The sequence below is a fragment of the Hamadaea sp. genome (assembly GCF_013362815.1).
Classification (GTDB): Bacteria; Actinomycetota; Actinomycetes; order Mycobacteriales; family Micromonosporaceae; genus Hamadaea.
Genome location: NZ_JABFVK010000097.1, coordinates 64,377 through 77,464, shown reverse-complemented (window position 1 = coordinate 77,464; position 13,088 = coordinate 64,377). Strand labels below are relative to the sequence as shown.

At 69.9% G+C, this 13,088-nt stretch carries 12 protein-coding genes; 9 read left to right on the top strand and 3 right to left on the bottom strand.

The window, feature by feature from the left end; translation table 11 throughout:
• Nucleotides 1-156: 156 nt before the first annotated feature.
• The 4 genes from HOV77_RS31725 to HOV77_RS31710 are packed head-to-tail and all read left to right on the top strand — an operon-like array spanning nucleotide 157 to nucleotide 7,143.
• Complete coding sequence (locus HOV77_RS31725) at nucleotides 157-1,119, top strand: dihydrodipicolinate synthase family protein (RefSeq protein WP_290869073.1); 963 nt, start codon at nucleotides 157-159, stop codon at nucleotides 1,117-1,119.
• Between the two features lie 38 nt (nucleotides 1,120-1,157).
• Nucleotides 1,158-3,275, top strand: coding sequence for an exo-alpha-sialidase (locus HOV77_RS31720; RefSeq protein ID WP_290869070.1), 2,118 nt, complete (start codon nucleotides 1,158-1,160; stop codon nucleotides 3,273-3,275).
• The gene (locus HOV77_RS31715) at nucleotides 3,272-5,038 is read left to right on the top strand and encodes a beta-L-arabinofuranosidase domain-containing protein (RefSeq protein WP_290869068.1); all 1,767 of its coding nucleotides are present in this window, start codon (nucleotides 3,272-3,274) and stop codon (nucleotides 5,036-5,038) included. Before HOV77_RS31720 ends, HOV77_RS31715 begins: the two co-directional genes overlap by 4 nt.
• Nucleotides 5,035-7,143 (top strand): trehalase family glycosidase, encoded by a 2,109-nt coding sequence (locus HOV77_RS31710; RefSeq protein WP_290869066.1) that lies wholly within the window; start codon nucleotides 5,035-5,037, stop codon nucleotides 7,141-7,143. Before HOV77_RS31715 ends, HOV77_RS31710 begins: the two co-directional genes overlap by 4 nt.
• Nucleotides 7,144-7,211: 68 nt before the next feature.
• Here HOV77_RS31710 and HOV77_RS31705 read toward each other — a convergent pair whose 3' ends face one another.
• A complete protein-coding gene (locus HOV77_RS31705) occupies nucleotides 7,212-7,775 on the bottom strand; it encodes a hypothetical protein (RefSeq protein WP_290869064.1) in 564 nt (187 codons plus the stop codon).
• Nucleotides 7,772-8,803: a helix-turn-helix domain-containing protein gene (locus HOV77_RS31700; RefSeq protein ID WP_290869061.1), complete on the bottom strand. Its 1,032-nt coding sequence runs from the start codon at nucleotides 8,801-8,803 to the stop codon at nucleotides 7,772-7,774. The genes HOV77_RS31705 and HOV77_RS31700 overlap by 4 nt, the downstream gene beginning before the upstream one ends.
• A gap of 49 nt (nucleotides 8,804-8,852) precedes the next feature.
• Between HOV77_RS31700 and HOV77_RS31695 the strand changes: the two genes are divergently transcribed.
• From HOV77_RS31695 to HOV77_RS31685, 3 genes are all read left to right on the top strand, one after another.
• A complete protein-coding gene (locus HOV77_RS31695; protein WP_290869059.1) occupies nucleotides 8,853-9,386 on the top strand; it encodes a class I SAM-dependent methyltransferase in 534 nt (177 codons plus the stop codon).
• Between the two features lie 93 nt (nucleotides 9,387-9,479).
• Nucleotides 9,480-9,722: a hypothetical protein gene (locus HOV77_RS31690; RefSeq protein ID WP_290869056.1), complete on the top strand. Its 243-nt coding sequence runs from the start codon at nucleotides 9,480-9,482 to the stop codon at nucleotides 9,720-9,722.
• A complete protein-coding gene (locus HOV77_RS31685) occupies nucleotides 9,719-10,414 on the top strand; it encodes an HAD-IA family hydrolase (RefSeq protein ID WP_290869054.1) in 696 nt (231 codons plus the stop codon). Before HOV77_RS31690 ends, HOV77_RS31685 begins: the two co-directional genes overlap by 4 nt.
• On the opposite strand, the gene HOV77_RS31680 is transcribed toward HOV77_RS31685, so the two are convergent.
• Nucleotides 10,396-11,205 carry an MOSC N-terminal beta barrel domain-containing protein gene (locus HOV77_RS31680; RefSeq protein ID WP_290869052.1) on the bottom strand — a complete coding sequence of 270 codons (810 nt, stop codon included), beginning with the start codon at nucleotides 11,203-11,205 and terminating at the stop codon, nucleotides 10,396-10,398. The two genes, HOV77_RS31685 and HOV77_RS31680, sit on opposite strands and share 19 nt — an antisense overlap.
• Nucleotides 11,206-11,346: 141 nt before the next feature.
• On the opposite strand from HOV77_RS31680, the gene HOV77_RS31675 reads away from it, so the two are divergent.
• The gene (locus HOV77_RS31675) at nucleotides 11,347-11,829 is read left to right on the top strand and encodes a sigma-70 family RNA polymerase sigma factor (RefSeq protein WP_290869049.1); all 483 of its coding nucleotides are present in this window, start codon (nucleotides 11,347-11,349) and stop codon (nucleotides 11,827-11,829) included.
• The gene (locus HOV77_RS31670; protein WP_290869046.1) at nucleotides 11,823-13,010 is read left to right on the top strand and encodes a hypothetical protein; all 1,188 of its coding nucleotides are present in this window, start codon (nucleotides 11,823-11,825) and stop codon (nucleotides 13,008-13,010) included. The genes HOV77_RS31675 and HOV77_RS31670 overlap by 7 nt, the downstream gene beginning before the upstream one ends.
• Nucleotides 13,011-13,088 lie beyond the last annotated feature (78 nt).

The following is a 13,088-nucleotide window of genomic DNA, read 5'->3' as shown; positions in this document are numbered from 1 at the left end:
GGTGGTCGCAAAGTTTCACACCGGCTAAGACGGGATGTCAAGGGGTGATCCAGAACGCGATCTCGAAAGACGGGCGCGAAATACTAATACCTATTAGCGTCTGGCGTCCGGCTCCGATCGCCGGTACCGTCCGGAAGCACTCGCCCAGGAGGTCCCATGTCTACCAGGCAAAACGGCCGAGCGGCCACCGAAGGTGCCGGAAAACCGCTGGTCAGCGGCACGGTCATTCCGCTGATCACCGCGCTCGACCCGCACGGGCGGCCGGCTGCCGAGGCGATCGACCCGTTGCTCACGCACCTGGCGGCCGGCGGTGTCACGTCCCTGCTCCTCGCGGGGACGAACGGCGAAGGCCCGCTCCTGTCCGGCGACGACGTCCGGCGGTACGCCACCGAGGTGACCACGCGCTGGCGGGTCCTCGCCGGCGCGGACGCGACCGTGATGGTGGCCGCGACCGGTCCCGGCACCCGGGAGACCCGCGATCGCGTGGAACTGCTGGACGGCGTCGACCTCGACGCGGTGGTGGTGCTGGCCCCGTTCTACTTCAAGCACACCGAACGGGAGCTGCTGGCGCATTTCCAGGCGGTGGCCGCGCTCGGCCGCCCGGTCGTGGTCTACAACAGCCCTGCGTACACCGGGAACCCGGTTCCGGTCAGCCTCGTACGCCGTCTGCTCGACGAACCCGGGATCGCCGGGCTGAAGGACAACTCCGGCGACGCGTCGCAGTTCGCCCGGCTCTGCGACCTGGCCGCCGAACGACCCGGCTTCGGCGTCGCCCAAGGCGTCGAACGCCAGCTCGACATCGCCCTCCGGCTCGGCGCATCCGGCACCGTGCCCGGCGTCGGCATGCTCGCCCCCGCCCTGTGCGTGGACCTGTTCCACGCCGGAAGGAACGGCGACCACGAAACCGCCACCAAGCTCCAGCACGACGTCGACCGGCTGGCCGCCCTCTTCGCGATCCGGCCCGGCGCGAGCGGCGTCGTCGTCATGAAGACCGCGTTGCACCTGCTCGGGCTGGCTCCCGCGACAGCCGCCGAACCGTTCCAGCCATGCACCGACGCCGAGCTCTCGGCGTTGCGTACCGCCCTCGACGGGCTCGGCGACGTCCTGCGCCCGGCCTGACTCCCCCTGCCGAATACCGACCAGCCAAGGAGAGCCGCATGTCCCACCGGATCAGCCGGCGAGCGTTCACCCTCGGCGCCGTCGCCGGCGCTTCCGCGCTCGCCCTGCCCCTCACGACCGGACCCGCCACCGCAGCCGACGGCACTCTCGAAACGACCGCCGAATCGCAGGAGCCGTTCTTCACCGAGACGACACTGTGGGACAACACCGTCGACGGGCTGTCGAGCTATCACGTGCACGCCCTGGCCGTCCTGCCCGACGACACGATCCTGGCCTGCACCGAGGGCCGCCACGAGACCTGTGACGCCGGACCGCACGACATCCTCGTACGCCGCAGCGCCGACGGCGGCCGGACCTGGAGTCCCACCCAGGTCGTCGAGCAGTCGGTCGACGGTCAGATCTGGGCGAACCCGACGTTCGTCGTCGACCGGATCACCGGCGAGGTGTTCCTCTTCCACAACCTCTGCGAGCAGCTGCCGGAGAACACGAGTTGTTCGGCCGACTCCAGCACGGTGTACGTCGTGTCGAGCACGGACGGCGGGCAGACGTGGAGCGAACGCCGCAGCCTCGCCGGACTGTTCGACCACTTCCCGTACAACTGGGCGATGCACGGTCCCGGTCCCGGCCACGGCATCCAGCTCGACTCCGGGCGGCTCATCCTGTCCTGCTCGCACCGGACGGTCATCACCGGCGTACCCACGGCCGACCGGAACTATGGCGCGTCGACGATCTACAGCGACGACCATGGGCGTACCTGGCTGGCCGGGGGCGAGATCCCGATGGAGGCCGGGCTGCCGGTCGCGGGCGAGGCCCGGCTCGTGCAACGGGCCGATGGCGCGGTCGTCATGAACACCCGGCCTGGTTCCGGCAACGACTGGCCACGGGCGATCGCGGTCAGCCACGATGGCGGCGTGACCTGGTCGAAGCCTCGGATGGACTTCAACGCCGGGCTGTTCAACGGCTGTGACACGAGCCTGATCCGCTACACCGGCGGACCGCACAGCCCGGAGCCGAACCGGATGCTGTTCAGCTTCCCCGACTCGCCGATGCGGTGGAACATGACGGTCGCGGTCAGCTACGACGAGGGCCAGTCGTTCCGCTACAGCCGGTCGCTCAGCCCGATCCGGGCGTTCTACTCCGACCTCGCGCGGCTGTCCGACGGCACGATCGTGCTGCTCTACGGCTGCGACGGCGACCTCGACGGCAGCCCCCGCCGGGTCGCGCTCGCCCGGTTCAACCTCGAATGGCTCACCCAGGGGCGCGACACTCTCGCCACCGGAACGGAAGTCACCGAGAAGCTAACGCAGGACTTGGGCAAGACCGCCAAGCACGCGACCGTCTCCGGTGGCACGCTCACTGTCGTCGAGGAGGCGACCGCCCGGGACGGTTCCCGCGCGGCGTGGACTCCGTCGGCCGTCGGCGACTACGTCGAGTACCCGTTCACGGTGGCTCCGGGCGGCGACTACGAGCTGTGGCTGCGGTACTTCCGGTCCGCCGACGGCGGGCTGATCACCGTCACCGTGGACGGAGAGACGCCGCGTACGTCCACACTGGATCTCACGTCTTATCGCGGAGACGGTTATGACACTGCGCTTTTGCGTACCGGCCGGCTGGGCGCGGGGCGGCACACGATCCGGTTCACGCTCGCCGGTCCCGGCCGCGGTGGCGGCACAGCCGTCTCGCTCGACCAGCTCAGCCTGGTCGCGGCCACGCACGCGCCCGACGTCCGCGAGGACTTCGCCGTCGACAACGGCGGCCTCGGCTTCGCGACCACCGGCACCTGGCCGAGCAGCCGCGGCGTCTTCGGCTACTACGGCTTCAACTACCTCACCCACGCGAAGGGCACCGGGGCCAACAGCGCCCGCTGGCGGCCCGCGCTTCCCGGGGACGATCGCTACGAGGTGCTCATCTCGTACGCCGCGGACCCGAACCGGGCGAGTAACGCGCCCTACACGGTTCATCACGCGGAGGGCGCGTCCACCATGGCCGTCAACCAGAAGCTCCACGGAGTCGCCGACGCACGCATGGGCGAATGGGTCTCGCTGGGCACCTTCCCGTTCCGGGCCGGCCTCGACGGTTACGTGGAGCTGACCGACGCGGCCGACGGCGTGGTGATCGCCGACGGCGTACGGTTCCGGCGGCAGGCTCCCGCGTGATCGCCGCACCGACGACGGGGGTGACGTTGCATCCCCTGGGCTTGGCGGACAGCCGGATCACCGGCGGGTTCTGGGCCGACCGGATCGCCGCCAACTCGGCGGCGATCCCGGTCGGCCGGGAGCGCCTGATCGAGGCCGGGAACATCGGCAACCTCCGGATCGCCGCCGGGGAACAGACCGGCGCGGCGCGTGGTGCGGTCTTCTGGGATTCCGACGTCTACAAGTGGATGGAGGCCGCCGCCTGGGAGTACGCCCGCAGCGAAGATCCGGGGCTGCTGAGCCACCTTCGCGAGCTGACCGCGACGGTGGCGGCGGCCCAGGAGAGCGACGGCTACCTCAACTCCGTGATGCGGCTGCGCGGCGAACCCCGGTACACCCAGCTCTGGCTGAGCCACGAGCTGTACAACGCGGGTCACCTGTTCCAGGCGGCCGTGGCGGCGGCCCGGGCCACCGGCGATCGCACGCTCCTCTACGTCGGCGTACGCTTCGCCGACCACCTGGCCGACACGTTCGGTCCCGGGAAGCGCAACGAGCTGGAGGGGCATCCCGGGATCGAGACCGCCCTCGTCGAGCTGTTCCGGGAGACCGGCGAACGGCGCTATCTCGACCTGGCGGCATACTTCGTCGACGCGCGCGGGCACGGCCGGGCCACCAAACCGGGCTTCGACCCGTCGCACTTCGCCGACCCGGCTCACTACGCCGACCGCGTACCGATCCGGGAAGCGTCCCGTTTGGAGGGTCACGCCGTCCGGGCGGTCTACTTCGCCCTCGGGGCGACCGACGTCGCCATCGAGTCCGGTGACGCCGAACTGCTCGCCGCCGTACGCCGGTTGTTCGACGCGATGAGCGCTCGCCGGCAGCACGTCACCGGAGGCGTCGGATCGCGATGGGACGGCGAGGCGTTCGGCGACGACTACGAACTGCCGCCCGACCGGGCGTACGCCGAGACCTGCGCGGCCATCGGCGTCTTCCAGTGGGCCTGGCGGCTGCTGCTGGCCACCGGCGACCCCCGGTACGCCGACCAGATGGAACGCATCCTCTACAACGCGGTGCTCCCAGCAGTGTCGCTGACCGAGCCCGAGTACTTCTACGTCAACACGTTGCACCGGCGGACGGGGGCACGCGCCGACGTGCAACGCTCCCCCGCCAACGGCCGCCGGCCGTGGTTCAACTGCGCCTGCTGCCCGCCCAACGTCATGCGTACGCTCGCCAGCCTGCCGGGGTATGTCGCGACGGGGACCGAAGACAGTCTCCAGATCCACCAGTACGCCCAGGGCACCCTCCGATCCGGGGACTTCGCGGTCGACGTCGATACGGCATACCCCTGGGACGGGCGCGTCGTCGTGACGGTGCTGGAGGCTCCGACACACCCCGTCGACCTGGCTTTCCGCATACCACATGGTGGTGAATATTCGCGGACCTCGCGGGTCTTCCGGCCGGGCGACCAGGTCGTGCTGGAGCTGGACCTGACGCCGAGGCTGATCGAGCCCGACGAGCGGGTGGACGCGACGCGCGGCTGCCTGGCGGTGGCGCGCGGACCCCTGGTGTACGCGCTGGAGCAGCCCGAACACCCGGACGCGGTGCTGGAGGACCTGCGGATCGACCCGGCCGCGCCGATCAGCGCCGAACCACGGCCCGACCTGCTTGGCGGCGTGACGGTGTTGCGCAGCGACCACCTGACGCTCATCCCGTACTACGCGTGGGCCAATCGCGGCCCGCACGCCATGCGGATCTGGATACCGACCCTGGAGAAGCACCGATGACCGAGCATCATCCCGTTCCGAACGACTGGAACACCTGGGACACGCAGTACCACACGGCCGCCGCCCATCTGCCCTCCGGCCTGCGCATCCGGGCCGCGATCGTGGCCCCGGACGGCACCGTGACCGACGGGTTCACCTGGCGCGAAGGCCTCGAACGGCTGGGCCACCACACCGTCGACGGCGAGTACGCCGAAGTCACCGTCCGAGCCGGGGAAGCGTTGCTGCGCCTGGTCTTCACCAACCCGGCGGCGAACGTCCTCACTGGACTGGCCGAGCTGCTCCCCGGTACGCCCGACGGCACGCGCGTCCGCCTGATCGTGGACAAGCTGCCCTCGGTCGATTCGGTCGATCTCGATCGCGGGCAGGCGACGTTTCCGGAGGGTTCAGACGTCGGCGACGGCGTCGTCACCCTGCCCGGACACGGTGGCACCTTCGCCTGGGCGCCGGTCGGTGTGTCCGCCCCGGCCGTCGACTTCGAGGCGGCGAAGGCGGCCGCCGAGTCCCGCGCGATCGGCAGTTCCGGCTGGCTGGGCCGATCGGCCGAGGGCTACCAGCGCGCGCTCACCTGGAACACCGTGATCCGCACCGACCTCGCCCGGGTCATCACGCCGACCTCCCGAGACTTCGTGCACGCCGGACGGCGGGGCTTCTACGGCACCTGGGCGTTGCACGGCTGGGACACGTTCTTCTGCGGGCTGACCGCGACGTGGATCGACCACGACTACGCCCGCGGCATCTACGACCAGATGCTGGAACAGGCGACCGACCGCGGCATGGTGCCCAACCGCGTCTCCGACGAACGCGGGCGTACCGACGACCGGTCGCAGCCGCCGGTCGGGGCGTACACGGTCTTCAAGTCGTATCTGAGCAGCGGGTTGTCCGACGAGACCCGCAACCTCTCGTTGCTGACCGGGGCGTACGAGGCACTGCTCGGCTGGCACGACTGGTGGACACGGGATCGAGTCGGCCCGTTGGGCCTGCTCACCTGGGGTTCCGATCCGACCGGAGATCCGAAGTCGGCCACTGTGGACAGTACGCGCCGCGAGTCGGGGATGGACGACTCGCCGATGTTCGACGAGATCCAGTACGACCCGAAGACGCACACGATGGACCTGACCGACGTCGCGCTCACCGCGCTGCATGCCGCCGACGCCGAGGCGCTCGCCGCCATCGCCGCCCGGCTCGGCTTCACCGAGGTCGCGGCGCGCTTGCGCGACCAGCTCGCGGGCGCTCGGACGGCGTTGGAGGAACGCTTCTGGGACGCCGACGCCGGCCACTATCGGAACCTGCGAGCGGACGGCTCGTTCGACATCCACCTCGCGCCCAGCATGCTCTACCCGCTGCTGGCCGGCTCGCCGTCGCCGGAGCGCGCCCGGCAAGCCGTCGAGACGTTGCTGACACCGTCGCTCCTCGGCGGTACGCCGCCGCTGCCGAGCGTGTCGCGCAGCGACCCCGGATACAACCGGCACTACATGCGGGGACGCGTCTGGGGTCCGGTCGCCTTCCTCGCCGTCGAGGGGCTTCGCCGGTACGCGCTCGACGATCACGTGGACCGGATCGTCGACGAGTTGCTGAGCATGTTCCGGGTCGAGTGGGAGGAACACAGCCACGTCCACGAGAACTACTTCTCAAGCCCGGACGAGGACATCCACCCGTTCGAGGCGCGCTCGGACTTCCTGCTGAGCTGGGGCAACCTGCTCGCGTACCTGGCGATGCAGCAGCTGGCCGACCCGCGGCCGGACGGCTGGCGCTTCGCCCATCCCGGGCGGGCCGCCACGCTCACCAACCTCGCCTTGAGCGAAGGCCGCCTCCACCTGTACGCCTCCGATCGGCTGCGGGTGACCCTCGACTCGACCCTGCTGGTGGACGGCGATTCGTCCACCGTGGTGTCTTCCTATTCGCGCAGCTCCACCGTGGTGTCGGCGGTCGTCTCGTCGGACGGCCCCGTTCGGCTCGGTGTGCCTTCGGCTGCCGGGACCACCGTGCGCGTACAGGTCGGCTCCTCTCCCGTCCTGACGGTCGGGGTCGGGGACGATCGCACCGTCGAAGTGGCCCCCATAGGTGGGCGCGTGACGCTCACCGCTTCGTCGCAGGATGCCGGATAACGCGGCTTTCCGCGCGATCTAAGCCGCGTTATCCGGCATAACGCGCCGCCCAAGTGATCAAGCGCGGGTCACCCGACGAGGGCAGCGACGAACAGCGCCACCCCGATCCCCAGGTCCACGACGCCGCAGTACTCGGACCACCGCCGGTCCACGACGCGATCCACCGCGAAGTGATACGCGTCCCAGGCACCGTGGAAGAGGAACCCCGCCCCGGCGACGGCGATCCCGAGGCGGGGTTCCACGAAAGCGCACAGCAGACTGAGCGCCCCGAAGAACACCATGCCCACCGTCTGCAGCGGCAGCTCCCGCCTCGCGAGAACGACCCAGACCCACAGCAGCACGAGGACGGCAGACATCCCGACCGCCGGGTGCAGCCCCGAGGAACGCTGATAGAGCACCTGGAACACCGAGACGACGACGCTGAGCACGACGAAGGCGACCCAGGCGGTCCGGGGACGGCCGAGGGCGTACGCCATCAGGTAGATCCCGGCCATCGTGGCGATCGCCGGGCCGAACAGGACGGCCGGCGTGAGCGGCAGATCCCCCGATGTGCTGAGCACGAGGACGAATACCGCTCCGGCGATGGAGACGAGGCCGAGCGCCGAAGGCCAGCGGGCCCGAAGTGAACTCACGAATCCGATCGTGCCCCGGCGGCCGACGACAAGACGAGGCCGGGAGCGGACGGGTCCGATTCCGTGGCCGGTCCGACGGGATTCCTGCGGTACGCCGAAGGCGGCACCCCGAAGTGCGTGACGAACGCCTGCCGCATCGTCTCCGTACTGCCGAACCCGCAGCGCCGGGCGACGGCGGGCAGCGGAAGCGCGGTCGAGGTGAGCAGGTGGGCCGCTGCTTCGGTACGCGCACGGCGAACGTATTGAGCCGGGGTCTCCCGGACGTAGGTGAGGAACAACCGGGACAGGTGCCGTTCGCTCACCCCGGCCAGGCGAGCGAGCGCGCCCGCCGTCAGATCCTCGGCGAGGTTGCTCACGATGTGGCTGGTCGTCCGGCGTACGACGAGATCGTCGCCGTCCCGGCGAGTCAGGAACATGCTCAGTTGCGCCTGCGCGCCCGGTCGTTGCAGGTACGCCACCACGCCGAGCGCGACACCGCGAGCGAGCGCCATGCCGTGGTCGTCCTCGACGAACGCCAAGGTCAGGTCGAGCGCGCTGGTGACTCCGCCGGAGGTGGCGACGTCGCCGTCGCGCACGTAGATCGGATCGGGGTCGACGATGATCTCCGGATAGTTCCGGGCGAGCTGCTCGGCGTACATCCAATGCGTCGTCACGCGCTTGTTGGCGAGCAGCCCGGCTTCGGCGAGCACCGTCGCGCCGGTGCAGACCGAGGCTGTCCGGCGCGCCAGCTTGGCCAACCGGCGTACGTGGCCGACCAGCACCGCGTCCTCGGCCGCGTCGCGATGGCCGAGTCCGCCGCTGACCAGCAACGTGTCCAGCGGTCCCCGGAACTGCTCCAACGCCGTCTGCCCGGCCAGTTGCAGCCCGGAATCGCAGGTGATCGGCCGTCCGCCCGGCGTCGCCAGGACGGTCCGATAGGGCGGGCTCGCACCGATGCGGTTGGCGATGTCCAGGCTGGACGTGACGCAGGCGATGTCGAGCAGCTCGGCGCCGTCGTAGCCGACGACCAGGATCACGCGCTCCGGCATCACCCCACCATATGCGCGGCGGCAAGCCTTCGTTTGGTATGACAGACACATGTTGGTGGGTGCGATTCCGGAACGCGTCCGGTGGACGGTGGCGAACATGGCGGTACGCCCCGGCGACCGGCTGCTGGAGATCGGCTGCGGCCGGGGCGCGGCGGTGTCGCTGGTGTGCGACCGGTTGCGCAGCGGCCAGATCACCGCGATCGACCGGTCGCTGACCATGGTGAAGTTCGCCGAGCAACGCAACGCCGAGCACGTCGCGGCGGGCCGCGCGGTCTTTCAGACGACCGCCCTCGACGCGGCCGACCTGCCCGCCCGGAAGTTCGACAAGGTCTTCGCCGTCAACGTCAACCTGTTCTGGGTGCGCTCGTCGGCCAGCGACCTGGAGATCGTTCGGCGGCTGCTCAAGCCGTCGGGGGCGATGTTCCTGACCTATGAGCCCCCGACACCTGGGCGCGCCGAGGCGATCGCCGGCCGGATCGCCGGGTTCCTGACCGAGCAGCGTTTCGAGGTCACCACCACGTACGGGACGACCCATCGGTCGGCCCTGGTGAGCCTGGTGGCCAAACCCGTCCCGGGTCGATGACCGACTAGACCGGCTACTCAATTACTCACTGTGGCCCTGGCGTCACCGCAGCCGATCTGAAAGGATCTTCCCGCGAACCTGGGGAGGAACGTTTTGAGTCGGCAGCTGCCAGCGTGGTACGGCATCTTCGTCGGAACGGCCGGAGTCATCGGGATCGCGGTGGCCCTCGTGCGGGCCCTCGGCTGGACGCTCCTCGCGCTCGGCACCGTCCTGCTCGCCGAGTCGATGCTCGTGATCCCGCTGGTGGCGCTGGCCTTCTTCGCCCGCCCCCGGGCCGCCACCCGGCGTACGCGGATGACGGAGCAGCCGACCGCGCTCGTGGATCTGAAACGATGACTCCGCTGGACAGCGCGATGATCCGGGCGGTCGTCATCGACGTCGACGACACGTTGTGCTTGACCGAAGCGGTCTGCTTCGCACTTGAGAACGAGGTACTGAGTCTGATCGGGGCGGCCGCGATCGAGCGGGCGGTCCATCGGGCGACCTGGGGCCAGCCACTGCTGACGGCGTTGCCGATCCGGTCCCCCGGCGTCGACCTCGCCCGTTTCGTCTCGGCGTACCCGGCGGTTCTGGGTCGCTATGTCGCCGAAGGGCGGCTCGACGCGATCGTGCCCGAGAACCTCACGGCGCTGGACGACCTCGCCGCCGCCGGGCGCGACGTATACGTGCTGACCTCCCGGACCGAAGAAGAGCTGCGCCATCTGCTCGATCCGGCGCACGCCCTGGCCAATCGCGTACGCGGGGTCTTCCACGCCGACAACACGGACTTCGGCAAGCCCGATCCCCGGGCGTTCGACGAGTTCCTGGCCGAGACCGGGTTCTGCCCGTCTGACTGCGTCTACGTGGGCGACTCACCCGGCGACGCCGACGCCGCCCTCGGGGCGGGCCTGCGGTTCATCGCCTGCCTGCAAAGCGGCGTACGCAGCCGGGCCGACTTCGCCGGTCGCGCCGTCGACGCGTACATCCCGTCCTTTCCGGACGTCGTCACCGCCGTCGCCGCGCTCGAACTTCACGCCACCGCGACCTGATCGCCAGGGCGTACCAAGCCCGGCGCGACGACTTGTGCGTACACCCCGGCACACGGTTCCGGGCCGCGTCCCGGCAAGGCGGGCACCCGGTTGTGCTCGGCGAGCACGCGGAGGGCGTAGGCGTCCCGGGCCAGCTCGCCATGGCCGAGGGTCGGGATGGCGCAGCGCGGGGTCGACGCGATGATCCGCAGTACCACCTGGTCGCCGATCCGCAGGTTTCCGCCCACCCAGGCGTGCTCCGGAAACCCGGGTTCCGCCGTGTCGACCACCAGATTGGGCCGATACCGCTCGACCTCGACAGTGGTACGCGGACTGAGCGCAGCGATGCTCCGCAGCGTTGAGGTCGTGATCAGGTGGATCGGCGCGAAGTCGAAGAACGTCCCGGCAGGAGCGGCCGAACCGAAGTGGACGACATCGGCGTCGACCTCGGCGTCCAGCCCCCGATCGAGCACCTGATCCGGCTTCGACCGGTCCAGCGAGGCACCCGGCGGCGGCGTACTCGCGAGCCGCACAGGCCGCCCGAGCAGCTTGGTCAGCTCGTCGGAGTCCATCAGGTCGCCGTCCGGACCGACGATCACCGGACCTTCCAGCCCGGCGGTCGCCCGGCAGGTGAGCAGCGCCCGCCACAGCCGAGGCGTCTTCGCGCTCGCGATCTTGCCGGTCTCCCGGTCCACGACGGCCCAACGTCGGTCTCCCGCGAGCCCGCGCTCGGTCACCTCGGCCGCGCTCACCTGCTCGCCCAGCATCGACTTCACCGGATGACGCCGGAGCTCCGCGACCGTTCCCACCATGATGATCAACCTAGTGCAGCGCGCAAGCCTGTTACCAGTCCGTTATCGGTCGAGGTAAAGGTGAACAGTCCGCCCGGCGTTTACCCGTCGCAAGGACAGCGGACCCGAACGCAGCCAAGTACGCCGGCAGAACGGAACAGAGTGGACGACTTCGCCGAAATCTTCGACGCTCGCCGCGACGTCGCGTTTCGGGCCGTCCTGGCTGCCGTCGGCGATCGTCCTGCCGTCGAGGACGCCGTCGCCGAGGCCTTTGCGCGGGCGTACCAGCGGTGGCCGTCGCTTCGCGAGCATCCTCATCCGTTGGCCTGGGTGATCAAGGTGGCACTGAACATCGCGCGATCCGGCTGGCGGCGCCGGCGGCGCGAATTCCTGACCCCTGATCCGGCACCCGGACCTACCGGCCCCGACGAGGGGCCACCCGACGATCGGGTGGCCGAGGCGCTGAAGGCGCTTCCCCGCCGGCAACGCGAAGTAGTCGCACTCCGGATCCTGGCCGATCTGTCCGCCGAGGAGACCGGCCGGCTGCTCGGCATCGCTACTGCGACCGTCCACGTCCACCTGCATCGGGCCCTCCAGTCGCTGCGCGAGGCCCTGTCGACCGTCGAAGCGGAGGCGGAATGCTGACCGAGGACGACCTGAACACCCTGATCCGGCGCGAGTACGCCGACGCCGAACTGCCCGCCATCCTGGCGCAGGTGGAGCTCCGTGGCCGCCGTCGGCGACGGCGCGTGCGTACGGTGCTGTCGGTCTCCGTCGCCTTACTCGTGCTGACCGTCGCCACGTCGGCTGTGGTCGCCGCCGACCGGATTCAACAGGCCCGACAGGTCGCCGCGCTCGATCGGGCCTGCCGTTCGGCATATGCGGGCGAGAGGGCTCGCCTCCACATGTCGGGGCTGCCCGACGGCGTCGGCCGTCCTCTGCTCGAGCTGCGCTCCGGCGAGGCTACCTTCCGGATGTACTCGACCGCGCCTCCCGGTCACCTGCAGATCGTCTTCGACTGCGTACGCCTCGCCGACGGTTCGGTGTCGGGCCGCATCACCTACAGCCCCGGCGACACTCGACCGCTGACCGGCCTGTCGATCGCGTACGAGGACTACCTGCCGGACGGCTCCAAGGCGATCGTCATCCGGGCTCGCGACCCCAAGGACCAGGTCACCGTGGCCGGAACCCGTCCGGAGGTCGTTTCCGCGTCGGCCGGTGGGTTCACCGTGCTGTGGGGACCGGCGAACGCGCTGAACGCCGAAGACGTCCGAGCTGGAGGGAAGTCGCTGGACCACGACGAGATCACGCTCACCGGAAGCTTCCAAGAGGCGGCGTTCGACGCGTACTGCCGGCGAAGCCTGCCGGCCAGGGCCGAGCCGTTCTGGACGGCGCTCACCTTGCGCACCTCGCCGTTCGAGGCGAAGAACGTTTATCGCAGCCGCACGGTCTTCAGCGTCTGCACCTGGGAAATGGCCGATGACGACATCCGGGTGCGGCGGAACTGGTTCGGCCCGTCGATCAAATCGTCGGTCTCAGGGCCCACTGACGGATCGGAGCTGGAGATGGGGGTCGCGCAGGGCGGCAATCGCATGATCGACGACGCCTGGTGGTGGATCGGGGTCGCGCCGCTGGACGCCGAGGACGTCCACCTCCACCTGGCCGACGGGCGAGTCGTCCAGGCGCAGGTCAGCGGGGGCATGTATGCCGCCCTCATCCCCGCCTTCGACGAGAGCCAAGGCCCCCCGCCGAAGATCGTGATCACCACCCCGACGACGGTGTACACGTCGACGGGAAAGGGCTTCCATCCGACACCTCGACGATGAAGCCGTCGATGAACCGGGGCTGAAACGGTCGGCGTATCAGAAAAAGTTCTGCGGGAAGCGATGAGTTTCGCCAACGCC